Genomic DNA, 24,259 nt, shown 5'->3' with positions numbered 1-24,259 from the left:
CCGGGAACCCTCAGATCCCGCGGGACGCACCCCGCACCGCGTCGACGACGTCGGCGGCACCGTCGATGTCGAGCCGGGCGGCATCCCGCCCAAAGCAGAAGACGACCAGCTCACCGACGTCGCCGGTGACGGTGACCGTCGGGCCGGCCCCGGTGGTGACCAACTCACCTGCCTGCGGGTCGACGAGCGTCACCCGCGCCGGCACGGACCGCAACGTGGGCTTCGCGACCCTCTTCAGGGTGGTCAGCAGCGCATCCCGGAGCGCAGGCGGCAGGGTGCGTGGCTCCCAGCCGTCGATCGCACGCCGCACGTCCTCGTGGTGGACGAAGAACTCGGCCGTGTTGGCCAGACCCTCGACCAGCCGGAACGGCGACCACCAGGGCGGCCCGCCCGCGAACCGGTCGACCAGCGCGGCGTAGTCGCCGCGCGCGTACGAGTTCTGGACACGGTCGGTGTACCCGGACAGGAACGGCACGACGATCCCGGGGGCGGCGTCGGGACGGCTCTCCCGGACGACGAGATGCGCCAAGAGGTCCCGGGTGGCCCACCCCGAGCAGAGGGTGGGCGCGTCGGGCGCCGTCTCCCGGAAGGTGGCGGCGAGGGCAGCTCGTTCGTCGGCGACAGCGCTCATGGTCCGAGACTATCGGCCGGTGAGCGCGGTGGACGTCAGCGGCGGCGGTCGCCGCCGGAGACGCTGAGCACGGTCGGGACGATCATCGGACGCCGCCGGTAGGTGTCGGCGACCCAGCGCCCGACGGTGCGTCGGATGGTCTGCGCGATGCGGTGGGTGTCGGTGACCCGCTCGGCCGCGAGATCGGCGAGGGCGGCGTCGACGAGGGTCGCCGCGTCCTTGAGTGCACTCGGGTCGTCGGAGAAGCCGCGCCCGGACACCTCCGGTGTGCTGACCAGACGACCGTCCGCGGCGTCGATGACCACGGTGATGGCGATGAAACCGCCCTCCCCGAGGACCAGACGTTCCGACAGCGTCGACTCGCCGACGTCACCGACGGACAGGCCGTCGACGTAGACGAACCCGACCGGCACACGTCCCACGATGGACGCGACACCGTCGACGAGGTCGACGACGACGCCGTCCTCGGCCAGCACCACGCGCTCCGGGTCCACCCCGGTGGCCTCGGCGAGCGCGGCGTTGGCGCGCAGGTGTCGCCACTCGCCGTGCACGGGCATCGCGTTGCGCGGCCGGACGGCGTTGTAGAGGTACAGCAGCTCGCCCGCCGACGCGTGACCGGAGACGTGGACCTTGGCGCTGGCCTGGGTCACGACGGTCGCACCGCGCTTGGCGAGCCCGTTGACGACGGTGAACACCGAGTTCTCGTTGCCCGGGATGAGCGACGACGCGAGCACCACGAGGTCGTCGGCGTGGATGTTGATCTGGCGGTGCTCGCCGCGCGCCATCCGTGACAGCGCCGACAACGGCTCGCCCTGCGACCCGGTCGAGACGAGCACGACCCGGTGGTCGGGAAGCGCTGCGGCGGTGTCCATGTCGACGACGACGCCGTCGGGCACGGACAGGTAGCCGAGGTCCTGGGCGATCTGCATGTTGCGCACCATCGACCGGCCGACGAAGCAGACGCGGCGGTCGTGGGCGGCCGCGACGTCGACGACCTGCTGGATGCGGTGGACGTGACTGGCGAAGGACGCGACGATCACCCGTTGGCGGGCCTTGCCGATGACCGTGTCGAGGACGCCGCCGATGTTGCGTTCGGGTGTGACGAACCCGGGGACCTCGGCGTTGGTGGAGTCGACGAGGAACAGGTCGACCCCCTCGTCGCCCAGTCGACTGAACCCGGCGAGGTCGGTGAGGCGGCCGTCGAGCGGCAGCTGGTCGAGCTTGATGTCGCCGGTGTGCAGCACCACGCCCGCCGGTGTGCGGATCGCGACGGCGATTGCGTCGGGGATCGAGTGGTTGACCGCGAAGTACTCGCACTCGAACGGCCCGTGGTTCGTGCTGTCGCCCTCGGCGACCTGGACCAGCGTCGGGCGCTGACGGTGCTCACGGCACTTGGCCGCGAGGAGGGCCAGCGTGAAGCGCGACCCGACGACGGGGATGTCGCCGCGCAGGCGCAGCAGGAACGGCACGGCGCCGATGTGGTCCTCGTGGCCGTGGGTCAGGACGATCGCCTCGACGTCGTCCATCCGGTCCTCGATGTAGCGGAAGTCCGGGAGGATCAGGTCGACGCCGGGCTGCTGGTCCTCGGGGAAGAGGACGCCGCAGTCGACGATGAGCAGCTTGCCGTCGCACTCGAAGACGGTCATGTTGCGGCCGATCTCGCCGATGCCGCCGAGCGCGACGACGCGCAGGCCGTTCTTCGGCAGCTTACGCGGGGTGCCCAGGCGGTCCATCGCGTCACCCACGGGTTGCGACGCCGGGCGCGTCGTCCGGTCCCGGGCGGGTTCGACCGACGCCGGCCGGGGCTGCCGGTCCCGACGCGGACCGGTGTCGCGCGGAGCACGAGAGGGGTTCTGGTCGTTGCCCTTCGGGCCGCCGCTCCGCTGCCCACGCCTGCCGCCGGATCGCTGCGTCGGTGCATCCTGCGGGGCGGTGTCGGGCGTGCGCGTGTCCTGCGCGGCGGGCTCGGACGCGCGGGTGGGCTGCGGTGTCGGTTCGACGGTCGGCTCGGGTGCGGGTGCCGGTGGCCCCGAGGGACGGCTGGCGCGCTTGCGGCGGCGGTTCCCACCGGTGGGCTGCGTCACGAGAGCACCTGCGCTGCACGGAGATCGGCGATGAGCTGCTCGATCTGGGGGCCGGTGGCGGGCACCTGCGGGAGACGGGGGTCGCCCACGTCGATGCCGAGAATGCGCAGGGCGGCCTTGACCATCGTCACCCCGCCGAGGCGGCCCATCGCGTTGACGAGCGGGATGTTCGAGATGTTGATCTCCCGCGCGGTGACCATGTCCCCCTTGGTGACCGCGTCGAGCAGGTCGCGGAGGCGTTCGGGCACGAGATGGCCGATGACGGACACGAACCCGCTGGCACCGACCGCGAGCCACGGCAGGTTGAGCGCGTCCTCTCCGGAGAGGTACTCGAGCCCGGCGTCGGCGATGAGCGAGGCGGCCGAGTTGAGATCGCCCTTCGCGTCCTTCACCCCGACGATGTTCGGGTGGCGGGCGAGCTCGAGCAGCGTGCGGTGCTCGATGGGCACCACCGATCGCGGTGGGATGTCGTAGAGCAGCACCGGCAGGGGCGTCGCGTCGGCGATCGCCGTGAAGTGCGCCAGGAGGCCGGTCTGCGGCGGACGCGAGTAGTACGGCGTCACCACGAGCAGACCGTGGGCACCGCGCTTGTGGGCCTCGACGGCGAAACGGACGCTCTCCGCGGTGTCGTAGCTGCCGGCGCCCTGCGTGATCCGCGCGCGATCCCCGACCGCCTCGACGATCGCCGACAGCAGGTCCAGCTTCTCGTCGACGGTGGTGGTCGGCGACTCCCCCGTCGTGCCCGACACGACGAGCCCGTCGATGCCGCGGGAGACGAGGTGCTCGGCGAGCTCCACGGCCCGCGGCAGGTCCAGCGAGCCGTCGGGACGGAACGGCGTCACCATCGCCACACCCACCGTTCCGAACGGGTGCGGCCCGTGCTGGGCAGGGGCGCTGTTCATGGCGGAGAGGCTACCGCCCGGGGACCCCGTCTCACGAACAGCCCACCCCGCCCGGCGGGCGCGACGACCAGCGGGTCAGCCGCGCGTCCGGGACCGTCAGGCGTCGACGACGTAGGGGGAGGTCGCGACCTCGGTCCCGTCGGCGAGGGTCCCGATCTCGAAGTCACCGAAGACGGTCGGCGCGAGCTCGGTGAGGTGTCGGAGGCACTCCACCGCGAGGTGGCGGATCTCGACGTCGGCGTGCTCGGTGGCGCGCATCCCGACGAAGTGCCGCCAGGCCCGGTAGTTGCCCGTGACGACGATCTTCGTCTCGGTCGCGTTCGGCAGCACCGACCGCGCCGCCTGACGGGCCTGCTTGCGTCGCAGGATCGCGTTCGGGACGTCGGCGAACTTCGCCTCCAGCGCGGCGAGCAACTCGGTGTACGCAGCCCGGGACGCGTCGGTCGCCGCGGCGAACAGCGCCTCGAGTTCCGGGTCACCCTCCACCGCCGGCGGGCAGACCACATTGCTGTCGTGTTCGGGGACGAAGCGCTGCGACAGCTGCGAGTACGAGAAGTGGCGGTGCCGGATGAGTTCGTGCGTGCAGGACCGCGAGATGCCGGTGATGTAGAACGTCGCGGTCGCGTGTTCGAGCAGCGACAGGTGTCCGACCTCGAGGATGTGGCGCAGATAGCCCGCGTTGGTCGCGGTGCGGGGGTTCGGCTTGTCCCAACTCTGGTAGCAGGCGCGGCCGGCGAACTCGACGAGCGCCTCGCCGTCCGCGGCGTCGGTCTCCCAGTCGACGTCGGCGGGTGGGAGGAACGCGCTGTGGGCCACCAGTCGCACTCGCAGCCCGACCATCTCCGACACCGCACACACTCCTCGCCCCGCGACTCTCGCGACGGGCCGATTCTCCCCTGATGCGCTGCCGGACCCGCCATCCGCCCTCCGCCGGCCGCCGGTCGCACCTCCGGTGCACACTCGACGAGGGATTCCCGACGACAGGAGGCCTCCATGTCCGCTCGTCCGGTCCGCGCGGCGACGACCGCCGTCGTCGCGACGCTCACGCTGGTGCTCGGTCTCCTCGGGACCGCCGCCGCCGACGCCGCACCGACGAGTCCGACGGTCGACCGGTCGCTGCACCTCGCCGGGGCGCCGAACGCCCGGACGTTCCAGGGCTACACCGGCGTCGCCGGGCGTGTCGTCGACGACCGGGTGATCCGCAGCGACAACCTGTCCCGTCTGACCGCGACGGACGTCGCTGCGCTGCAGCGTCGTGACGTGCGGTTGATCGTCGACCTGCGGACGAGCTTCGAGCGCGCGTTGCAGCCGGACCGGGCGGTGCCGGGTGCGACCGTCCGCGTCCGTGACGTGCTGGGGCGGGCGCCGATCACGACGGTCGTCGACCTCCCGGCGGCGTACCGCGCGTTCGTGACGGACCCGTCGGCGCGAGCGCAGATCGCCGCCACACTGCGGGACATCGCGGCCACGACCGGCGCCGGACACCGCGTGCTCATCCACTGCACCGCCGGGAAGGATCGGACGGGGTGGGTGTCGGCGGTACTGCTGAGCATCCTCGGCGTGGACAGCGAGACCATCGGATCCGACTATCTCGCCAGCAACGCCTACCGCCACACGTCCGCCGCGGATCCGGTGAACGGCGTGAATCGAGGGCTTCTCGACACGTCGTGGCGTCTTGTCGACTCCCGCTTCGGCGGGATGGACGGCTACGTGCGCCGCGGGCTCGGGCTCGGCGCGGGGGTGATCGCGCAGCTCCGGTCGTCGCTGCTCGCGTCCCCGCGCTGACCCGCGTCAGCGCAGGGCGTGCGTGAGCTCGGCTGCGAGGTCGCCGCGGTCGGAGACGACGACGTCCTCGGCTCCGAGCCATCCGGCCATCGTCTGGAGATCGTCCGCGAGCGACGCCGCGAGCGCGCCGCGGTCGACGTCGTCCTCGGCGTGCGCTGACTGCACGCGGAGAAGCCCCTCGGCGCGGTCGTGCTTGAGATCGACACGGGCACCGACGGTCTCGTCCCAGAGATACGGGAACACGTAGTACCCGTACACGCGCTTGGGCTCGGGGACGTAGATCTCGATGCGGTAGTCCATGCCGAACAGGCGGGCCAGGCGCGGCCGGAAGAAGACGAGGGGATCGAACGGGGCGAGCAGGGCCGACGCCGTGACCCGCCGTGGCACCCGGGCGGTCGGGTCGAGGTAGGCCGTCGCGTCCCACCCCCGCACGGTCACCGGGACGAGGTCGCCCGCCTCGACCAGCCGTGCGAGGGACTCCCGGGCGTCGACCACGGGGAGCCGGTAGTAGTCGCGGAGATCGAGTTCGGCGGCGACGCCGAGCGCGCCAGCGGCGCGGCGCATCAGCGCATCCACGGCCTCGTCGCGGGGGATCTGTCGGCCGACGCGCTCCTCCCCCACCACGCGCTCGGCGAGGTCGTAGTGACGCGCGAACGTGCTGTCGCGGACGGCGGCCAGCTCGCCCGCGGCGAGCATCACCTCACAGGTGTGCTTCACCTCGCTGCGGTCCCACCATGTACCGCGGCGTGGGCCCTCACGCCGGCGACCGAGCGCGTCCTCGAGCATGCCTCCGGTCGACGGACCGAGGTCGGTGACCGCGGCGAGTATCTCGGCCCGCAAGCGGGTCTGGGACGGACTCTCCGACGTCGCGCGGGAGTAGCGCCCGAAGCGGTAGTCGGCCATGCGCCACCCGAACAGCGGCCAGTCGTCGACGTCGATCAGGGCGGCCTCGTGTGCCCAGTACTCGGTGAGCAGGCGAGGTTGCCATGCGGTCGATCTCCACGCCGCGTCGTCGAGCACCGAGGTGGTGTAGGGCCCGAGTCGGCTGAACAGCGGCATGTAGTGCGCACGGACCGCGACGTTGACCGAGTCCATCTGGATGACGCCGAGCCGGTCGACGACCCGCCGCAGATGCCTCCGCGTCACGTCCCCGGTCGGCTGTCGGTCGGCGAAACCCTGTGCGCCCAGGGCGATCCGGCGTGCCACCGCCGACCCGATCTCGCGACGGGGCGCGTGGGGTGTCGTCATCCTCGACGGGCGAGGTCGCGGTAGCGGTAGCGGATTCCCGTCGACGAGGTCTGCCATCCGTGATCGGCGACGGTCTCCCAGTCCGCCTCCGTGACCGCGGGCGCGAACGCGTCCGGCGCGTCGATCTCGAGGTCGATGTCGGTGACCCACAGGGTGTCGGCGTGTGGCAGCGCCAGCGCGTAGATCTGTTCTCCACCGGAGATGACGACGGTGTCGTCCTCGCGCTGGGCGAGGTGTAGAGCCGAGTCGACGTCGGTCACGGCGGTGGCACCTTCGGCCGACCAGGAAGCGTCTCGGGTGATGACGATGTTGTGGCGGTTCGGCAGCGGCCGGAACCGCGGTGGGAGCGAGTCCCAGGTGCGTCGTCCCATGATCACGGGGTGGCCGGATGTCAGGTCACGGAAGCGGCGCTGATCCTCGGGCACCCGCCACGGGATCGTGTTGCCGCTGCCGATGGCGCCGGCGCGGTCGGCAGCCCAGATGAGCGCGACCGTCATACCGCGACGGGTGCCTTGATGGCCGGGTGGTGCTGATAGTCGAGGACCTCGATGTCGTCGAAGGTGTAGTCGAACAACGATTCTCGGGGCGCGAGACGCAGCGTCGGGTACGGGAACGGATCGCGGGTGAGCTGTTCGGCGACCTGCTCGACGTGGTTGTCGTAGATGTGGCAGTCACCGCCGGTCCACACGAAGTCGCCGACCTCGAGGCCCGCCTGCGCCGCCATCATGTGGGTGAGCAGCGCGTAGGAGGCGATGTTGAACGGGACGCCGAGGAAGAGGTCTGCCGAGCGCTGGTAGAGCTGGCACGACAGCTTCCCGTCCGCGACGTAGAACTGGAAGAACGCGTGGCACGGCGGGAGTGCCATCTGCGGGATCTCCCCCACGTTCCAGGCCGAGACGATGTTCCGCCGCGAGTCCGGATTGCTGCGGAGCAGGTCGAGCGCGGCGGAGATCTGGTCGATGTGCTCGCCCGACGGGGTCGGCCAGCTGCGCCACTGCACGCCGTAGACCGGTCCCAGTTCGCCGTTCGCGTCGGCCCACTCGTCCCAGATCGTGACGCCGTGATCTTGCAGCCACCGCACGTTCGAGTCCCCGCGGAGGAACCACAACAGTTCGTAGACGATCGACTTCAGGTGCACGCGCTTGGTGGTGATCAGCGGGAACCCCTCGGCCAGGTCGTAGCGGAGCTGGCGACCGAACACACTGCGGGTCCCGGTTCCGGTGCGGTCGGACTTGGGCGTGCCGGTCTCGAGCACGTCGCGCAGCAGGTCCTCGTACGGGGTCGCGATCATCGGCGACAGTCTACGAGAGAGGCCCTGGTCGCGGCGGCAGCCACCGGGCTGCGCGCCGCGACCCACACTGTGGAGTTGTCGAAGGTCGGATGCGGTTCTGGCCGGGGCCAGGTGCTGTATGTGTTCTGCCTGGTCAGGCAGCGAGGGCGTCGAGGCGCAGTGCTCGTCGGTTGTAGGCGGGCTGCAGTTCGCGGTGTGGGTCGACGGTGGCAGATGGCCGGATCCAGGGGTGGCGGTCGGGTCCCATGACGATCTCCCAGCCGTGCTGGTGGACCGCCACGTGGCAGGTGCGGCACAGCAGGCACCCGTTGTCACACGTCGTCGCCCCGCCCTGCGAGAACGGCAGGATGTGGTGGACATCGGTCCACGAGGCGGGATTTCCGCACATCACGCACGACTGGTCACGCGCCACGATCGCTTTGCGGGTGCGGCCGGTGAACAACCTGGCGGCGGGTGAGATGTCGATCGGCGCGGCGTCGACATCCACGGCGATGCGGGTGACCGAGGCGTCGCATGACAGCAACGACACCGCCTCGTCGGAGACGCTGCCCATCCACTGCAGATGCGCCGGCCCCGCCGGTGCGATCCCGCAGCACTCGTCCTGGGTGGCGGGCACGGTCAGCAGGATCTCGGTCTTCGCCGACCCGACGAGCCCATCGACCCCGAGCGCCCGGGACGCCGCCTCGACAACTTGCACGAACGCATCCGCCCGACGCTGATTCGCCGACCGCGGGTCCGGCGTGCCGTCCGGTAGCGGCCGCGGCCGCGAGGCGGTGTCGACGCAGGAGATCAATCGTTCGCCGGCGATCACGTCGAGGTCGAACGACCCCGCCAACCGACCGTCGTCGCGCTGCGCCCACGACACCTCGTTCAACGTCGTGTCTTCCGCGACCGGCGGCACCGGACCGTCGACCTCGTCGACGTCAGGCTGGTTCTCGAGGGCGATGGCCCGCGCTCGGTCGCCGATCTCGACCGGCGACCGGCCGGCGAGGGCGTGCCCGATCAGGACCGCCTCGGTCTCGATCGCGAGCTCCGATCCGAGCGGTGAGCGTGTGCGCGTGCAGACGTGGCGGACTCCGCGGGCGACGGCGTCGGCGTACTCGCCCGACAGCGACCCATCCCGCAGATGCCGCGCCAGCACCGGCAGGTGCGCGATGGCACGCCCGAGCCGGATCGCCCGGGATGCCACCACCGGCACACAGCCGTTACGGCGCAACAGCTCCCGCACCGACATTCCCAACCGCTTCGCAGAGCCATTGCACTCGATCTCCCCGGTCACCCGGGCCAGCAACCCGTCCGCAGCGTTCCGGGCAGCGACCGCGGCCCATAGCCCTGCCAGCAGCGCGTCATCGTCCGCGGGCGGTTCGCACTCGCGGACGGCATCGGCGAGACGATCAGCCGCCTCGACAACCTTCTCGAACATGTGTGCGACGCTATCGGCGCGCACCGACAATCCTTGCGCGTCAGCCACGCTCGACGCAGCTTCTGTGGATCCGCGCCCATCTGTGGAAATCGCACGATCTATCGCCGACCGCGAGACTCCCGGATGTCAGAGTCGATCCGCATAATCGCGCATATGACCGATACGTGGAACGACCGAGACCTACCTGTCCTGCGCGCAGCTGTCGAGATCTTCGACAAGACCGGCTCCATGGCTCAGCCCCACGAACTCGCGGATTTCTGCGGGTTCGATCTCACCACCGTTGTGCGCGCCGTCCGCGCCCTCGGTCGTGAACCGTACTTCGATGTGGTGACCGATTACGGCGGAGGCGTGTCGATCGCCAGCCCTCCGACGGGTCACGCGCTGAGGGTTGCAGGGCAATGGCCCTCCCCGGAATCCCAGTTGGGGCGAATCATCACAGCGCTGGACATTGCCGCGGACGACGACAAACATCCGGAGGCGGAGAGGACCCGCTTTCGTCAGGTTGCGGCCGTGCTCGGCGGGGCCGCGTCCCAGATCGCGATCGGCGCACTCGGCGGCGCCGGCGGGAACATGCTCTCGTGAGCCCCGCTCAGCCCATCAGCTGCGCCGCGACGGTCGCCCCGAGTTCCCAGCAGGCCTCCGTGTCGGTCTTCGACGGCGCCCCGGACACCACCACCGTCTGGCCGACACGCGACCACCCGAGGCCTGTCGTGATGGACTCGATGGCCCGTTCGGCGCCTTCGGTTCCCTCGTTGCCGTGGAGGTACACACCGAACGGGCGCCCGCGGGTGGCGTCGAGCAGTTGGTAGTAGGAGACATCGAATGCGTGCTTCAGGGCGCCGCTGATGTAGCCGAGGTTCGCCGGCGTACCCAGCAGGTACCCGTCGGCCTCCAGCATGTCGACCGGTGACACCGTGAGCGCCGGGCGACGAATCACCTCGACACCCTCGATCTCGGGGTCGCTCGCCCCGGACACCACGGCTTCGAGCATGGCCTGACAGTGCGGCGACGGCGTGTGGTGGACGATCAGGAGGCGGGTCACGCCGAGCCCTGCCGCTCCGTCTTCTCCTGTTCCACAGCGCGTTTCATCATCTGGCGCGCGCGGGTCCGGTCGCCGGCGTAGTCGTAGGCGCGGGCGATGCGGTAGGTGTTGCGCCAGTTCTCGGGATCGGCTTCCCACTCGGTGCGCACCTGCGCGAAGAGGTCGTCGGCGGCGTCGCGCTCGATCCGTCCGGACGGCCGTCGGGGCAGGTCGGCCACGTCGAGTTCGCGGCCCTCCTCCCGGGCACGCCGGGCGAGGCGCTGATGGGTGATGCCCGCCCGCACGGTCGTGACGGCCATCCAGATCCCGAGCAGCGGGAGGATCAGGACGCCGATGCCGAGTCCGGTCCCGACCACTCCCCCGTCCTGGATGAGCTGCACCCCGCGGACACCCAGCAACACGATGTAGACCGCCAGCAACACGAGGATCACGACGATGGTCACGACGATCGGTCGCGCGTCGCGGGTGTAGAAGTCCCTGCGGGCCACGGCGATCAGAGGTCCAGCAGGTCGTCGAGACCCACGGTGAGCCCGGGTCGCGACCCGATCTCCCGTACCCCGAGGAGGACACCCGGCGCGAACGACGTGCGGTCGATCGAGTCGTGACGGATGGTGAGGGTCTCCCCCTGGGTACCGAGCAGCACCTCCTGGTGGGCGACGAGCCCTGCGACGCGCACCGAATGAACCCGCACACCGTCGACGTCCGCGCCGCGGGCACCGTCGAGTTCCTCCGACGTGGCGTCGGGCATGGGCTTGCTACCGGCCTCCGCGCGGGCCTCGGCGATCATCCGCGCGGTGCGGTAGGCGGTGCCCGACGGCGCATCCGCCTTGTGCGGGTGGTGTAGCTCGATCACCTCGACGGAGTCGTAGAAGCGTGCAGCGGCCGCCGCAAACCGCATCGACAGCACGGCGCCGATCGCGAAATTGGGAGCGATCAACACCCCGGTTCCCGGCGATGCCTCGAGCCATGACCGCACCTGCGCGAGACGCTCGTCGTCGAACCCGGTCGTGCCGACGACGGCGTGGATGCCGTTTCCGACGAGGAACTCGAGGTTGTCCATCACCACCGACGGGTGGGTGAAGTCGACGACGACCTGCGTGCCCGACTCGACCAGCGCGGAGCGGTTGTCACCCTTGTCGACGCCGACGGTGAACTCGAGGTCGTCGGCGGCCTCGACCGCGTCGACGATGGCCTGCCCCACCTTGCCGTCGCTGCCGAACACACCGACCCGGATCCGCTCACTCATGGGTCCATGATCCCCCACGCCGGACGACGGCCGGCCGGGCGGGAGGCGTCAGGCGCCGCGGATGAGGTCGGCGCACTTCTCGGCCATGGTCATGACCGTGATGTTGGGGTTGACCGTGGGCAGCTTGGGCATCGCCGACGCGTCGACCACACGCAGACGCTGCGTCCCTCGTACCCGCAGCTGCGGGTCGAGAACAGCCATCGGGTCGCCGTCGACGCCCATCCGAGCGGTCGCCGCGGGGTGATAGACGGTGTTGTGCGTCTTGTGCATGTAGTCGACGAGATCGTCGTCGGTGACGGCGTCGGGCCCGGGCGCGAGTTCGCGGGCGATCCAGCCCTTCAGCGCGTCCTGCTCGGCGATCTCCCGCGCCAGGCGGATGCCCGCGGTCATCACCCGCTCGTCGTGGTGGTCGGGGTCGGTGAAGTACCGCGGGTCGACGCGGGCGCGGTCGCGGAAGTCGCGACTGCGCAACTTCACCGTCCCGCGTGAACGGCCCTGCGTGACGTTCGGGGTGAGACAGAACCCGTTGTCGGTGGTCGGGTACCCCCACCGCAGGGTGTTCATGTCGAACGGGACGCTCCCGTAGTGCATCATCACGTCGGGCAGCGGCAGGTCGGGCTCGGTGGTCGCGAACACCCCGATCTCCCACCACTGGCTCGAGCTGGTGACCATCGGCTGCGACGCCTCCCAGAACACGAGGCCCTCGACGTGGTCGTCTAGGTTCTCCCCGACACCCGGCAGGTCGACGCGGACGTCGATGCCGAACTGCCGCAGTTGTTCCGCCGGTCCGATGCCGGACAGCATCAGCAGCTTCGGGGTGTCGATGGCACCGGCGGTCACGATGACCTCTCGTCGCGCACCGACGACGTCGAAGCCGGTCAGGTCCGGTCGCTGGTAGCGGGCTCCGGTCGCCGTGGTGCCGTCGAACACGATCTCCTGGACCCAGCAGCCCGTGCGGATCTCGAGGTTGGGTCGCCGGCCCATGATGGGGTGCAGGTAGGCGTGTGAGGTCGACATGCGCTTGCCGTCCTCACCCGCGTTGATCTGGAACCACCCGGCGCCGTTGCGGACCGTCTCACCGCGGTTGAACCCCACGGTGGGCAGGCCGACCGCCGCGGCGGCCTCGAGAAGCGCAGCACCGCAGGGGTCCAGCGGCGGGACGTCGCGCAACCGGACGGGCCCGTCGTGTCCGTGGTCACCGGGGGCGTCGTTGTTCTCCAGACGACGGGTCAACGGGTGCACCGCGGCGGACCCCCACCCGGTGAGTCCCATCTGCTCCCACTCGTCGAGATACTCGGTCGGCGGCCAGAAGGCGATGCAGGAGTTGTGCGACGAACACCCACCGAGCACCTTGGCGCGGGCGTGGCGCATGAAGCTGTTGCCCCGCTCCTGCGGCTCGATCGGGTAGTCCCAGTCGTATCCGGAGTCGAGCAGGTGCATCCAGTCGCTGAGGATCAGCACCGCAGGGTCGTCGACGTCGCTGGGGCCCGCCTCGAGGAGGAGGACCGACACCGACGGGTCCTCCGAGAGCCGTGCCGCGAGAACACATCCGGCCGTGCCCCCACCGAGGATGACGTAGTCGAACTCCCCGGCGGTGACGGTGGTGTCGGTCAACGGATCAGCCATGTGGTCAGACTCCCTCGGGTCCGGGGAACGGTTCGGCGGCAACGGCATCGGCCTTGGTCTCCGACGCGTGGGATCGGAGCGTCCCCATCCCGCGGCTGCCGACCGCGAAGTACCAGATCAGTCCGACGCCACCGATGACGCCTATGTAGATGAACGCAGCCCAGGTGTTGTACCAGGGCGCACCGTAGACGGCGGTGCGCGGCCAGGCGAGGTTGATCGCCATCCCGACGCCCCACAGCACAGCGAGGATGTTCACCGGCAGGCCCCAGCGGCCCATCGTGAAGTACCCGCCGGACTTCAGGTCCGCCGGCGGCCACTGGCCGCGGAAACGCTTGAGCAACAACGGCACGGTGACCATGAGGTACGCGATGTAGATCATGATGATGGCCACCGACGTCAGCAGCAGGAAAATGGTGGGCTGGTTGATGTTGATGACCAGGATGAGGATCGACAGGACCCCGATGAGGACCGACGGGATGACCGGGGTCTGCGTCTTCGGGTGGACCCTCGCCAGTGACTCCCCGAACGGCAGCGCGTTGTCGCGCGCCATGGCGAACGTGAGCCGGATGGCGGCCGTGTGCACGGCGAGCGTGCAGACGAAGACCGCGACCACGATGCAGATGAGGAAGATCTTCCCGACCGGCCCGTACATGACGTCGAGCACGATCTGCTGCAGCCCGCCCTGCTGGCCGAGCGCAGGATCGGACAAGTTGGGGGCGGCGAGGATCGCGAACACCAGGATCGCGCCCCCGATCACGAACGACGCCAGGATCGCTCGCAGGATCGCCGACGGTGCGGTCTTGCGCGGGTTGACGGTCTCCTCGCCGAGCGAGGACGCGGTGTCGAAGCCGTACATCACGTACCCCGACGCCAACGAGGCGATGAGGAACGCGCCCAGCCAGCCGCCGCTCTCCCCCGCGCCGTAACCGTTGGTCGAGAAGAACACCGCCGGCGTCCGCTGCACGTTGAACGCCAGGATCACCGCGATCAACACGGCCGCGATGAGTTCGATGAACACACCCGCACTGTTGATGAGGGCCATCAACCGGACACCGAAGGCGTTGATGGCCGTGGTGACGAGCACGAGGATCGAGCCGAGCAGGACCGCGTTCGACGGGGAAACCACCGACAGGTCGTCGGATCCGATCAGGCGGAACCCACCCCAGATCTTCGGCAACGTCGAGTCGATGGCCAGCACGACCGCCGACATCGTCACGATCGACGCCGTGAGCATCATCCAGCCCGAGAACCAGCCGACGACCTTGTTGCCGAGGATCTTCGCCCAGTTGTAGACCGATCCGGCGATCGGGTACTTCGCGGCGAGCTCCATGAAGCACAGTGCGACGGCCAGCTGTCCGACGAAGACGATGGGCCAGCTCCAGAGGTACGCGGCCCCGGCGGTGCCGAACCCGAAGTAGAAGAGCTGGAAGGTGCCCGTGAGGATCGAGATGTAGCTGACGCCGGCGGCGAAGCTGGCGAACTTGCCGATGCTGCGGTCGAGACTCTCCTTGTAGCCGAAATGCTCCATCCCGGTGTCGGGGGCGGTCTGTGTCATGGCTCGAACCATCCTGCCGTCGGTGCCGCGGTGTTGTTCCAGATGTGTTTGGTCTCCTGGTATTCGGCCAGCCCGGACGGGCCGAGTTCGCGCCCGTTGCCGGACCGCCCGTAGCCACCCCACTCCGCGGCGGGGGTGTAGTAGCCGAAGTCGTTGATCCACACGGTGCCGTGGCGCATCCCGCGCGCGAACCGTTCCGCGCGCGCGGGATCGGCCGTCCTGACACCGCCGGCCAGGCCGTAGCGGGTGTCGTTGGCGAGCTCGAGCGCCTGCTGCTCGGTGGTGAACCGTTCGACGGTGAGGATCGGGCCGAACGTCTCGTCCTGGACGATCCGCATCGAACGGTCGCAGTGGTCGAACACCGTCGGGGCGTAGAAGTACCCCTGGGCCAGGCGCGGGTCGTCCCGGTCGGGGTCGTCGAGTCGACGTCCGCCGGTCACGAGCCGTGCTCCCTCGGCCTGCCCCGACGCGACGTGGTCGACGATCTTGTCCAACTGCTGCTGTGAGACCAACGGTCCTGTGCGACTGGCGGGGTCGGATCCGGGACCGACGACGATGCGGTCGGCGCGGTCGGCGACGGCGGCGACGAGTCGGTCGGCGACGCTCTCCTCGACGATGAGACGTGTTCCGGCCGAGCAGACCTGGCCGGAGTGCAGGAAGACCCCGGTCACCACCTGGTCCACGGTGGCCTCGAACTGGTCGGCGGTCTCGCAGGCGTCGGCGAAGACGACATGCGGGTTCTTGCCGCCCAGCTCGACCAGGACCCGCGTGACGTGTTTCGCGGCCGTGGCCGCGATGATCTGCCCGGTCGCGAGGCCGCCGGTGAACGAGATGAGGTCGACGTCGGGGTCGTCGTTGAGCGGGTCGGAGAGATCCCGCCCTGCTCCGAGCACGAGGTTGACCACGCCGGGCGGCACCCCGGCCTCGACGAGCAGCCGGGTGAACGCAATGGTCGTCAGCGGGGTGACCTCGCTGGGTTTCATCACCATCGTCGCGCCGGCCGCGAGGGCGGGCGCGACCTTCCAGGAGATCTGCAGCAGCGGGTAGTTCCACGGTGCGATCAGGACGCACACGCCGATGGGTTCGCGGACCACCCTGCTGACGACAGCGGGGTCGCCGACGTCGACCACACGATCGCCGACCGTGGTGACGAGGTCGGCGTAGTAGCGGAAGACGGCGGTGACGTCGTCGATGTCGATGCGGCTCTCCGCCAGGGTCTTGCCGGTGTCGCGGGTCTCGGTCTCGGCGAGGCTCTCCTTGTCCCGCTGCAGCAGATCGGCGACGCGACGCAGCAGTGCCGATCGTTCGGCGACCGGCGTCGCGGGCCAGGACGAGTCGTCGAACGCGCGACGCGCGGCGACGATCGCGTCGCGGACGTCGGACGGGTCGGCCTCGGCGACCTCGACGATGGTGCTGCCGTCGGCCGGGTCGATAACCGGCCGGGTGCGCCCGGATGCGCCGGCGCGCCACGTCCCGTCGATGTACAGATCGTCCACGAACTCGATCTTTGCCCCTAGGCGGTCATCTCGCTCACCCAATCGTGAAATTGCGCGATGTGGTGTTCGGCCGGGACCAGGACGCCGCCGTCGCGGTAGGCCCGGGACGACATCCCCGGCTGCGTCCGCTCGCAGGCGTCGAAATCCTGCTGATTGACGCGGTGGAACAGCTCGACGCCGGCCGACACGTCGTGACCGGAGGCGACCACGTCCGGTGCGTAGAGCCAGTCGCAGACCACGGACGTGCGATCTGCTGCGCGCGGGAACATCCGATGCACGATCACGTGGTCGGGCACGAGGTTGACGAACACGGTGGGGTTGATCGTGATCGCGTAGTACCGACGGTCGTGCTCGGGATCGAGTGACGGCAGCGCCGCGGCGCCGGCGGATCCGTCGACCGTGAACCCGTCGACGTCCGAGGCGAACTCGGCACCGTGTCCGACGTAGTACTGCGCGGCGAGACCGTCGGCGAACTCGGGCAGCACCTCGGTCAACTCCGGGTGGATCGTCGCACAGTGGTAGCACTCCATGAAGTTCTCGACGATGAGCTTCCAGTTCGCCGCCACCTCGTAGATCTCCCGGTGTGCCAGGGCGAGACCCGCGACGTCCCAGCGGTCGATCATCGCGGCATCGCCGAGACGATCGGTCACCGCGCCGATCACGCTGTCCTCGAACGACGGTGGGTCGTCGGCGAGGCAGATCCACAGATAGCCCAACCACTCCCGCGACGCGACGGGGACGAGCCCGTACCGCGTGCGGTCGATGTCGCCGAGGCTCGACAGGTTGGGGGCGGCGACGAGCGCACCGTCGAGTCCGTAGGTCCAAGCGTGGTAGGGGCACTGCAGGTTCCGACGCACGGCACCGGACTCCTCGGTGCACACCAGGGCACCGCGGTGACGGCACGCGTTGAGGAACGCCCGCAGCACCTGATCGCGACCGCGGACGACGAGGATGCTCTCCCCGCCGATCTCGACGGTCGCGAACCGGCCGGTCGCGGCGACGTCGGCGACACGGACCGCACACATCCACCGCCGACCGAAGATCCGGTCGGTCTCCCGGGCGAAGACGGTCGGATCGGTGTAGGTCGATCCCGGCAGCGTGAGGACGAGTGTCTCGGTCTGTGCCCCGTCGTGGGCGACGGTCGTCTCCGCGGTCATGCGATGCCCACTCCTGCTGTCTGTGCGGCCAGCGCGGGCCGGCTCGGGTCGAAGATGCCGATCGGGTGCCGGGTCGCGCCGTCGAGCACGAGGTCGGCGAGGATCTCGCCCACCACCGGCACGAACTTGAACCCGTGGCCGGAGAATCCGCACGCCACGGCGACCCGCGCATGCCGCGGGTGCTCCGCGATGACGAAATCGTGGTCGGGTGTCGTCGAGTACATGCATGTCGCGGCGTGCAGCATGCAGGCCGACGCGTCGTCGCTCGACCCCACACCCGGGAGGAGCGCACGGACGCGCTCCAGCATCGCCTGCGCCTCCTCGGGGTGGACGGTCCGGTCGATGGTGTCCGGTGAGCAGTCGACGCCCTTGCGGAAGAACGCCGTCTTGACGCCGCCACCCGGGCCGTCGATCGCCGGGAACCCGTAGATCTGTTCGCCCGCGGCGGTCTCGTGGATGTAGACGGGTGCGTCGTCCATCGACGGCGCGTCCGGGGCGAGGTCGAACCAGTACATGACCTGGCGCTCGATCCGGATCCCGGTCTGCAGGTCCGCCAGCATCTCCGGCGCCCAGGCACCCGGGCAGACGACGAGCCGGTCACCGTGGAGGACGCCCTGATCGGTGGTCACCTGCACGGCGTCGCCCGTGTCGGCCCAGTCGAGCACCTCGACGCCGAAGCGCAGATCCGCACCCGCCCGCTCGGCGAGCTCGATGTGTGCGCGGACGGTCTCCTCCGGGCGGGCGAACCCGGCCCGGTGTTCGTACACGCCGATCTGGTCGGCGGCCGGCGCGAATCCGGGAAGATGGGCGGCGATCTCGTCGGCGGACAGCACGTCATGCGCGAGGCCGTACTCCCGCGCAGCGCGCAGCGACCCGGCGACCGTGGTGGACGACTCGGGTCCGGCGAAGACGCCGCCGGTGATGCGGTGGACCTCCCGTGCGCTGTCGGAGCCGAGCTGCTCCCACAACTCGTAGGCGCGCAGCAGCAGCGGCACGTAGGCCGGGTCCTCGAAGTAGGCCTGACGAATGATGCGGGACCCGCCGTGGGAGGACCCGCGGGCATGGGCGGGCTGGAACCGCTCGAGTCCGACGACGTCGGCTCCACGCGTGGCGAGGTGATACGCCGCCGCCGAACCCATGCCACCGAGTCCGACGACGATCACACGTTCCCGGCTCATCGATACACACCCTTCAGTCGGAGGTTCTCGGGGTCGACGGTGACGGGCGGCGCGACGCGGAGTGATCGCTCCTGCCCGAACCACTCGGCGGTGACGGCGTCACCGGGTCGGAGGTCGGCCGGCCCCCACGCGTACGCGACGGTGGCGCCGACCGCGGGAGACCAGGCCGCCGACGTGACGTAGCCGACGTCGGACCCTCTGTGGCGCAGGGGTTCCGACTCGAGCAGGACGGTGTCGCGGTCGTCGGCGACCAGTGTGTGCAGCTGTCGAACGACGGGTCGCTCCGCGACGGCGGCGCGTCCGACGAACTCGTGGTCCTTGGCCACGGCGAAGGCCACACCCGCCTCGTGTGGGGAGTCGGTGCGGGTCATGTCGGTCCCCCACGACCGGTACCCCTTCTCGATCCGCAGGCAGTCCATCGCCGCGCGACCACCCCACACCGCGCCCACGCGTTCGGCGTTCTCGCCGAGAGCGGCGGCCAACCGCGATCCGTCGGACGCGGAGGTCGTGATCTCCCAGCCGAACTCACCGACGTAGGACACCCGCGTCAACGACGCCTGCACCCCGGCGACGACCGCGTCGGCGCAGCGGTAGTACCGCAGACCCGACGGGCTGACGTCGAGGTCGGTGAGTGGGGCGACGATGTCGAGTGCACGCGGACCCCACACCGCGACACAGCATGTCTCGTCGGTGATCTCGCGCACGTCGACGGTCGCGCCCCGGGCCCGCGCGTGGCGGGCCGCGTGGGACAGACGTGCGACGTCGAGCGGTCCGTTGACGCCCACCACGAGTCGGTCGTGGTCGACCCGCGCGACGGTGACGTCGCTGAGGACGCCGCCGGTCTCGTCGAGCATGAGTGCGTACACCACCGACCCGACCGGGCGGTCGGGGTCGCGCGTGATCAGCGGCGCGAGGGTCGCGACCGCGTCCGGGCCCGAGATCTCCACCCGCGTCAGCGAACTCATGTCGAAGAGTCCGCCGACCTCGCGGGTCGCGACGGCCTCGGCGAGGGCGATCGGCGACCAGCCGCGCGTGTACCACTCGGGCATGCCGGGGGCGTCGATCGGGAACCGTTCCGTGAGAGACCGGTTCGCCGCGAACCACAGCGGCCGTTCGCACCCGTGGGAGACACCGAACGACGCACCCCGCGCGACGTGGTCGTCGTGCAGCGCCGAGAGCCGCAGATCCCGCGCCTCGGCGGGGACTGCACGCGGGTGGATGATGTCGTACACCTCGACGAACGCACGCGACGACCGTGCCACGACGGCGTCGCGATCGAGTTCGGCCGGGGCGAAACGGTTCACGTCACAGCCGGAGACGTCGATGCCGGGTGCACCGGTGACCACCCAGTCGGCGATGGCCGCGGCGGCGCCGGCGGACTGGGTCACCCAGATCGCCTCGGCGACCCAGAACCCGTCCAGGCCGGGGTGCGGGCCGAGCATGGGCCCGCCGTCCGGCGTGAAGGAGAAGATGCCGGTGAACCCGTCGGCGATCGCGGCGTCGCGCAGCCCTGGCAGGACGCGCTGCGACTCGTCCCAGGCGGCGCGGAACCCGCTCGCCGAGAACGGGAGCATCGAGGGCATGGGTTGGTCGGCGGTGTCGTCGTACAGCGAGGTCATGTCGACGACGACGGGATCGTGGCCGTAGTACCCGATGCCGATGCGGTCGCCGTGCTGGCGGTAGTAGAGGTCCGCGTTTTGGTGGCGGAGGATCGGCAGCGTCGCGGCGGCGTGGCCGGTCCTCGGATCGGCGAAGGGTGCAGCAGCGGGAACCGCTGTCGTGGTGACGTATTCGTGACCCATCGCGACGAGCGGGACGGTGAGCCCGACCAGCTCGCCGAGTTCCGCGCCCCAGAACCCGCCACAGGAGACGACCACGTCCGCGTCGAGGACACCGGCGTCGGTCCGGACACCGACCACCCGGTCACCGACGGTGAGGACGTCGAGCACCTGTGTGTCGGCGAGGAAGCGCGCACCGCCGGCCTCGGCGCGCCTGCGCTGCACCGCGATGCAGGTCAGGGCGTCGGCGAGACCGTCGTCGGGCGTGTGGAGACCGCCGAGGACGGTGGCGGGGTCCAGCAACGGGTGCAGTCGGACACAGTCGGCGGTGTCGACGACCTCCGCACGCCTTCCCCACGACGCGGCCCATCCCGCCTTGCGGTGCAGTTCGGCCAGCCGTTCGGGTGTGGTGGCGACCTCGAGTCCGCCGACGGCGTTGAAGCACAGCGCATCCGGCGTCGAGAGACCCCGGAACTTGGTGATCGTCGCGGCGGCGAGGTCCGAGAGCGTCCGCGATGCGTTCGTCGCGAAGACGAGGCCGGGCGCGTGACTGCTCGACCCGCCCGCGGCGGGCAGCGGCCCCCGGTCCACCACCGTGACGTCGCCCAGGCCCCGCGCGACGAGTTCGTCGGCGAGGGAGGTGCCCACGATGCCCGCACCGATCACCACCACGCGAGGGCCGTGCTGCTCGCCGCCCATGGATCACCCACCTGCCCGTGTCGTCCTGGATTGTTGCTGAGACCGCAACGGGTTGCTCAACACGCAACAGGATGGGGCCCGTGGGCCACCGCGTCAATCCGGCGCGCGGATCAGCCGGTGTGACCGAGGCGGACGCTCACGGCCTGCGCTGCGGCGATGGCCTGATGCGACAGATCCGGAAGACGATCAGGGCTCATCCGGAAGGACGGCCCGGAGATGCTCAACGCCGCCACGACGTCACCGGTGTGGTCGCGCACGGGAGCTGCGACGGCGGTTAGCCCGTCCTCGAGCTCGTCGCGGGCCGCCGCCCACCCGCGCTCACGCACGCCGTCGAGCTCTTCGCGCAGGACGTCCGCGCTGACGATCGTGGAGGGCGTGAAGCGCTCCAGGTCGACGACGAGGAACGGGTGCAGGCGATGCTCGGGAAGTCCCGCGAGCAGCACCTTCCCGCTGGAGGTGGCGTGCGCGGGGCAGCTCTGGCCGACGAACGTGCGCAGCGCGATCCCGGCGCCACCGTTCGCCTCGGTGACGTTCACGGCGCGACCGGCGTCGAGGACGGCGAGGTTCACCGTCTCACCCACCGTGTCGGCGAGCGGCTCGCAGATGTCCCGACTCTCCCGACCCAGGTCCCGTCGCGACATCGTGGCGCCGGCGAGACGGACCACCGTGAAGCCCAGTCGGTACTTCCCGCGATCGCTGATCTGCTCGACGAACCCCCGCGACTCGAGGACCGAGACCAACCGCGACACCGTCGACTTGTGGACGCCGAGGGCGTCGGCGATGTCGGACACGCCGCCCTCCCCGTCGCGGCCGAGGATCTCGAGGACCTCGAGGGCCCGGTCCACGGACTGGACCGATGCGGGCGGTACGTCGCGTTTCGTCATGTCCTCGTCACTGTAGATCGCGCGACTCGCCCGACCGTCACTTGACGCGCTCGGCCGCCGCTGCGACAGTGTTGCGCAATACGCGCAGCGTTGCGTGGAACGCAACACGATGGGAGACGGTCATGACGCTGAGCGAGTACACCACCCGACCCGAGACATCCGCCGACGACTTCGGCGCGTTCGTGGCGGTCGCCGCGCTCGACGACCTCGTCGTCGACACCCCGATACGCGTGGAGCTCGACGGACGCCCGCCGATCATGGTCGTCCTCACCGAGGACGGTGTCTTCGCCGTCGACGACACCTGCTCGCACCAGGACACCTCGCTGTCGGCGGGGTGGGTCGAGGACTGCGCCGTCGAGTGCCCCCTGCACGAGGCGTGCTTCGACCTGCGCACCGGCGCCGCGATGGGACCGCCGGCCACGCAGCCGATCGCGACCCACGCCGTCCAGGTCGTCGACGGCCTCGTGAGCGTCTGGACGGGCGGCGCCGACGCCGCGTCCGACGCGGCGTGATCGGGATCGTCGGGGCGTCCCTCGCCGGTCTCACCGTCGCGCGCACCCTGCGGTCACTCGGGGTCACCGAACCGATCACGCTGGTCGGCGCGGAACCCTGGCTCCCCTACGACAGGCCTCCGCTGTCGAAGGAGATGCTCACCGGTACCGACGCGTCCCCCGCACCCGACCCCGGGTGGTCGACCCTGCTCACGCCCGGTGAGGCCGACGGCTTCGACTGGCGTCTCGGCGTCTGCGCCACCGGGCTCTCGTCGACTCCCCAGGGGCCGGTGGTCCACACCGAGACCGGTGATCTGGCCGCGCGCGCAGTGGTTCTCGCGACCGGCGCCCGCGCGAGGCGGCTGCCCGGCGACGACCTGTCCGGTGTCCACTCGCTGCGCACGCTCGACGACGCCCGCCGACTCGCGCAGGACCTGCGCGGCGCGCAGGACGTCGTCGTCGTCGGTGCCGGGTTCATCGGCGCGGAGATCGCGTCGACGGCGGCCGCGATGGGCCGGCGGGTGACCATCGTGGAACGCGCACCCGACCCCGGTGCCGCGGTGCTCGGGTCGCGGCTGGCGTCGTGGGCGCTCGACCTGCATCGTCGCGCCGGCGTCGACGTCCTGGTCGACGTGGATCTCGACGGGTTCCACTCCGTCGACGGTCGTGTGCGAGCGGTCCGTCTCGCCGACGGTCGCGCGATAACCGCCGACGTCGTGGTGGTCGGGGTCGGCGCGGCCGCCGAGACCGCGTGGGCCCACGGCTCGCCGATCGACGTCGACGGCGGGTTCGTCACCGACGCATCCGGTGCGACCTCGATGCCGGCGGTCTGGGCGGCGGGCGACTGTGCGCGCACCGTCGATCCGGTCACCGGCACCGCGGCCACGCACCAGCACTGGTCGGCGGCCATCGAGTCCGCCCGCACCGTCGCCCACGCCATCGCGGGCCACCCGGTGCCGGCGCCGCGCACGCCGTATGTCTGGAGTGAGCAGCACGGTCGTCGGATCCAGATCTGCGGGGCGATGCCCCGCGATGCCGACCCGACGGTCGTCGAGGGATCGATCGACGATGACGCGTTCGTGGCGGTCGTCGGGGATCCCGACAGCCCCGACGCCGTGGTCGCCGTCGACATGCCGCGCCCGTTCACACGGCTGCGCAAGACCATGGACAGGCGGTCGAGCGCCGTGCGGGTCTGACGTCAGAACACCGGCGCGGCCGCGCGGACGTGCTCGAACACCAGCGACGTCGTCGTGCCCGCCACCTCGGGCCGGGAGTTCAGGGTCTCGACGAACTCGCGCAGCGCCTGCGTGTCGGGCACGGCGACGTGGAGCAGGTAGTCGTCGGTCCCGGCCAGGAAGAAGACGTCGATGATCTCGTCGCGTCCGCGGATCTGGCCGACGAAGTGACGGATCTGCCCCCGCGCGTCGGACTGCAGGCTCACCGCCACCATCGCGCGCAGCGTCCGCCCGACCGCAGCGGGGTCGATGTCGGCGAAGAACCCGCGGATCACCCCCGTCTCGACCAGACGCCGAACCCGCCCGTGACAGGTCGACGGGGCGATCCCGACGCGCTCGGCGAGCTCGCGATTGGCCATGCGCCCGTCCCCCCGCAGCAACCGGACCAGCTCGCGGTCGACGTCGTCGAGCTCGACCGGCCCCGACGGCCGAAGATCGTTCGGTGGGGTACTCATGACGTTCGACGATACCGAAGAATCAGATCGCTCAGCGGCTAGTTGGAGAATAC

The 24,259-nt window shown here is 70.4% G+C and carries 23 protein-coding genes; 4 read left to right on the top strand and 19 right to left on the bottom strand.

The features are described from left to right. Positions 1 to 10: 10 nt before the first annotated feature. From LX12_RS01065 to thyX, 4 genes are all read right to left on the bottom strand, one after another. Entirely contained in the window at positions 11 to 631 is a 621-nt protein-coding gene (locus tag LX12_RS01065; protein WP_253652653.1) for a TIGR03085 family metal-binding protein, read from the bottom strand. Between the two features lie 35 nt (positions 632 to 666). Beyond that, complete coding sequence (locus LX12_RS01060; protein ID WP_308213951.1) at positions 667 to 2,715, bottom strand: ribonuclease J; 2,049 nt, start codon at positions 2,713 to 2,715, stop codon at positions 667 to 669. Then, complete coding sequence (dapA, locus tag LX12_RS01055) at positions 2,712 to 3,617, bottom strand: 4-hydroxy-tetrahydrodipicolinate synthase (protein ID WP_253652652.1); 906 nt, start codon at positions 3,615 to 3,617, stop codon at positions 2,712 to 2,714. The genes LX12_RS01060 and dapA overlap by 4 nt, the downstream gene beginning before the upstream one ends. Before the next feature lie 96 nt (positions 3,618 to 3,713). Next, complete coding sequence (thyX, locus tag LX12_RS01050) at positions 3,714 to 4,466, bottom strand: FAD-dependent thymidylate synthase (protein ID WP_253652651.1); 753 nt, start codon at positions 4,464 to 4,466, stop codon at positions 3,714 to 3,716. A 144-nt stretch (positions 4,467 to 4,610) separates the two neighbouring features. Between thyX and LX12_RS01045 the strand changes: the two genes are divergently transcribed. Next, positions 4,611 to 5,402, top strand: a complete 792-nt coding sequence (locus LX12_RS01045; RefSeq protein WP_253652650.1) for a tyrosine-protein phosphatase — start codon at positions 4,611 to 4,613, stop codon at positions 5,400 to 5,402. 6 nt (positions 5,403 to 5,408) lie between these two features. Here the strand turns inward: LX12_RS01045 and LX12_RS01040 are convergent, their stop codons facing one another. The 4 genes from LX12_RS01040 to LX12_RS01025 all read right to left on the bottom strand — a co-directional run bounded on the left by LX12_RS01040 (position 5,409) and on the right by LX12_RS01025 (position 9,364). Continuing rightward, positions 5,409 to 6,650, bottom strand: coding sequence for a winged helix-turn-helix domain-containing protein (locus LX12_RS01040; RefSeq protein WP_253652649.1), 1,242 nt, complete (start codon positions 6,648 to 6,650; stop codon positions 5,409 to 5,411). Next, complete coding sequence (locus LX12_RS01035) at positions 6,647 to 7,147, bottom strand: dihydrofolate reductase (protein ID WP_253652648.1); 501 nt, start codon at positions 7,145 to 7,147, stop codon at positions 6,647 to 6,649. Before LX12_RS01035 ends, LX12_RS01040 begins: the two co-directional genes overlap by 4 nt. Continuing rightward, on the bottom strand, positions 7,144 to 7,941 hold the full coding sequence (locus LX12_RS01030) for a thymidylate synthase (RefSeq protein ID WP_253652647.1): 798 nt from the start codon (positions 7,939 to 7,941) through the stop codon (positions 7,144 to 7,146). The genes LX12_RS01035 and LX12_RS01030 overlap by 4 nt, the downstream gene beginning before the upstream one ends. A gap of 133 nt (positions 7,942 to 8,074) precedes the next feature. Then, positions 8,075 to 9,364: an HNH endonuclease gene (locus LX12_RS01025; protein ID WP_253652646.1), complete on the bottom strand. Its 1,290-nt coding sequence runs from the start codon at positions 9,362 to 9,364 to the stop codon at positions 8,075 to 8,077. Positions 9,365 to 9,517: 153 nt separating this feature from the next. Between LX12_RS01025 and LX12_RS01020 the strand changes: the two genes are divergently transcribed. Then, a complete protein-coding gene (locus LX12_RS01020; protein ID WP_253652645.1) occupies positions 9,518 to 9,946 on the top strand; it encodes a hypothetical protein in 429 nt (142 codons plus the stop codon). Positions 9,947 to 9,953: 7 nt separating this feature from the next. Here LX12_RS01020 and LX12_RS01015 read toward each other — a convergent pair whose 3' ends face one another. From LX12_RS01015 to LX12_RS00970, 10 genes are all read right to left on the bottom strand, one after another. Further along, positions 9,954 to 10,406, bottom strand: coding sequence for a flavodoxin family protein (locus LX12_RS01015; RefSeq protein ID WP_253652644.1), 453 nt, complete (start codon positions 10,404 to 10,406; stop codon positions 9,954 to 9,956). Next, the gene (locus LX12_RS01010; protein WP_372504913.1) at positions 10,403 to 10,903 is read right to left on the bottom strand and encodes a hypothetical protein; all 501 of its coding nucleotides are present in this window, start codon (positions 10,901 to 10,903) and stop codon (positions 10,403 to 10,405) included. The genes LX12_RS01015 and LX12_RS01010 overlap by 4 nt, the downstream gene beginning before the upstream one ends. Next, complete coding sequence (gene dapB / locus LX12_RS01005; RefSeq protein ID WP_253652642.1) at positions 10,900 to 11,652, bottom strand: 4-hydroxy-tetrahydrodipicolinate reductase; 753 nt, start codon at positions 11,650 to 11,652, stop codon at positions 10,900 to 10,902. Before dapB ends, LX12_RS01010 begins: the two co-directional genes overlap by 4 nt. Before the next feature lie 48 nt (positions 11,653 to 11,700). Beyond that, on the bottom strand, positions 11,701 to 13,278 hold the full coding sequence (locus LX12_RS01000; RefSeq protein WP_253652641.1) for a GMC family oxidoreductase: 1,578 nt from the start codon (positions 13,276 to 13,278) through the stop codon (positions 11,701 to 11,703). Between the two features lie 4 nt (positions 13,279 to 13,282). Next, positions 13,283 to 14,833 (bottom strand): APC family permease, encoded by a 1,551-nt coding sequence (locus LX12_RS00995; protein WP_253652640.1) that lies wholly within the window; start codon positions 14,831 to 14,833, stop codon positions 13,283 to 13,285. Continuing rightward, positions 14,830 to 16,338 carry an aldehyde dehydrogenase family protein gene (locus LX12_RS00990; protein ID WP_253653132.1) on the bottom strand — a complete coding sequence of 503 codons (1,509 nt, stop codon included), beginning with the start codon at positions 16,336 to 16,338 and terminating at the stop codon, positions 14,830 to 14,832. The genes LX12_RS00995 and LX12_RS00990 overlap by 4 nt, the downstream gene beginning before the upstream one ends. 8 nt (positions 16,339 to 16,346) lie before the next feature. Continuing rightward, a complete protein-coding gene (locus tag LX12_RS00985; RefSeq protein ID WP_253652639.1) occupies positions 16,347 to 17,486 on the bottom strand; it encodes an aromatic ring-hydroxylating oxygenase subunit alpha in 1,140 nt (379 codons plus the stop codon). Continuing rightward, positions 17,483 to 18,664, bottom strand: a complete 1,182-nt coding sequence (gene solA, locus LX12_RS00980) for an N-methyl-L-tryptophan oxidase (protein ID WP_253652638.1) — start codon at positions 18,662 to 18,664, stop codon at positions 17,483 to 17,485. Before solA ends, LX12_RS00985 begins: the two co-directional genes overlap by 4 nt. Then, complete coding sequence (locus LX12_RS00975; protein WP_253652637.1) at positions 18,661 to 21,141, bottom strand: GcvT family protein; 2,481 nt, start codon at positions 21,139 to 21,141, stop codon at positions 18,661 to 18,663. The genes solA and LX12_RS00975 overlap by 4 nt, the downstream gene beginning before the upstream one ends. 110 nt (positions 21,142 to 21,251) lie before the next feature. Further along, complete coding sequence (locus LX12_RS00970; RefSeq protein ID WP_253652636.1) at positions 21,252 to 22,025, bottom strand: IclR family transcriptional regulator; 774 nt, start codon at positions 22,023 to 22,025, stop codon at positions 21,252 to 21,254. Between the two features lie 122 nt (positions 22,026 to 22,147). Here LX12_RS00970 and LX12_RS00965 point away from each other — a divergent pair, with 122 nt between their 5' ends. Continuing rightward, positions 22,148 to 22,537, top strand: a complete 390-nt coding sequence (locus LX12_RS00965; RefSeq protein ID WP_253652635.1) for a bifunctional 3-phenylpropionate/cinnamic acid dioxygenase ferredoxin subunit — start codon at positions 22,148 to 22,150, stop codon at positions 22,535 to 22,537. Next, on the top strand, positions 22,534 to 23,712 hold the full coding sequence (locus LX12_RS00960; protein ID WP_253652634.1) for an NAD(P)/FAD-dependent oxidoreductase: 1,179 nt from the start codon (positions 22,534 to 22,536) through the stop codon (positions 23,710 to 23,712). Before LX12_RS00965 ends, LX12_RS00960 begins: the two co-directional genes overlap by 4 nt. 2 nt (positions 23,713 to 23,714) lie before the next feature. Here LX12_RS00960 and LX12_RS00955 read toward each other — a convergent pair whose 3' ends face one another. Continuing rightward, a complete protein-coding gene (locus LX12_RS00955; RefSeq protein ID WP_253652633.1) occupies positions 23,715 to 24,206 on the bottom strand; it encodes an Lrp/AsnC family transcriptional regulator in 492 nt (163 codons plus the stop codon). Positions 24,207 to 24,259 lie beyond the last annotated feature (53 nt).

Origin of the sequence: Williamsia serinedens (assembly GCF_024171725.1) — a bacterium.
Classification (GTDB): Bacteria; Actinomycetota; Actinomycetes; order Mycobacteriales; family Mycobacteriaceae; genus Williamsia_A; species Williamsia_A serinedens.
The sequence above is the reverse complement of the archived record's forward strand: the minus strand, read 5'-3'. Positions and strand labels throughout refer to the sequence as shown.

Excerpts from the sequence above, each read along its gene's own strand:
- solA (WP_253652638.1), bottom strand. The coding sequence starts at position 18,664 with ATGAGCCGGGAACGTGTGATCGTCGTCGGACTCGGTGGCATGGGTTCG.
- LX12_RS00970 (WP_253652636.1), bottom strand. The coding sequence starts at position 22,025 with ATGACGAAACGCGACGTACCGCCCGCATCGGTCCAGTCCGTGGACCGG.
- LX12_RS01045 (WP_253652650.1), top strand. The coding sequence starts at position 4,611 with ATGTCCGCTCGTCCGGTCCGCGCGGCGACGACCGCCGTCGTCGCGACG.
- LX12_RS00975 (WP_253652637.1), bottom strand. The coding sequence starts at position 21,141 with ATGGGCGGCGAGCAGCACGGCCCTCGCGTGGTGGTGATCGGTGCGGGC.
- LX12_RS01040 (WP_253652649.1), bottom strand. The coding sequence starts at position 6,650 with ATGACGACACCCCACGCGCCCCGTCGCGAGATCGGGTCGGCGGTGGCA.
- LX12_RS01020 (WP_253652645.1), top strand. The coding sequence starts at position 9,518 with ATGACCGATACGTGGAACGACCGAGACCTACCTGTCCTGCGCGCAGCT.
- LX12_RS01025 (WP_253652646.1), bottom strand. The coding sequence starts at position 9,364 with ATGTTCGAGAAGGTTGTCGAGGCGGCTGATCGTCTCGCCGATGCCGTC.
- LX12_RS01035 (WP_253652648.1), bottom strand. The coding sequence starts at position 7,147 with ATGACGGTCGCGCTCATCTGGGCTGCCGACCGCGCCGGCGCCATCGGC.
- dapB (WP_253652642.1), bottom strand. The coding sequence starts at position 11,652 with ATGAGTGAGCGGATCCGGGTCGGTGTGTTCGGCAGCGACGGCAAGGTG.
- LX12_RS00965 (WP_253652635.1), top strand. The coding sequence starts at position 22,148 with ATGACGCTGAGCGAGTACACCACCCGACCCGAGACATCCGCCGACGAC.
- LX12_RS00995 (WP_253652640.1), bottom strand. The coding sequence starts at position 14,833 with ATGACACAGACCGCCCCCGACACCGGGATGGAGCATTTCGGCTACAAG.
- LX12_RS00985 (WP_253652639.1), bottom strand. The coding sequence starts at position 17,486 with ATGACCGCGGAGACGACCGTCGCCCACGACGGGGCACAGACCGAGACA.
- LX12_RS01000 (WP_253652641.1), bottom strand. The coding sequence starts at position 13,278 with ATGGCTGATCCGTTGACCGACACCACCGTCACCGCCGGGGAGTTCGAC.
- LX12_RS01065 (WP_253652653.1), bottom strand. The coding sequence starts at position 631 with ATGAGCGCTGTCGCCGACGAACGAGCTGCCCTCGCCGCCACCTTCCGG.
- LX12_RS00955 (WP_253652633.1), bottom strand. The coding sequence starts at position 24,206 with ATGAGTACCCCACCGAACGATCTTCGGCCGTCGGGGCCGGTCGAGCTC.
- LX12_RS01030 (WP_253652647.1), bottom strand. The coding sequence starts at position 7,941 with ATGATCGCGACCCCGTACGAGGACCTGCTGCGCGACGTGCTCGAGACC.
- dapA (WP_253652652.1), bottom strand. The coding sequence starts at position 3,617 with ATGAACAGCGCCCCTGCCCAGCACGGGCCGCACCCGTTCGGAACGGTG.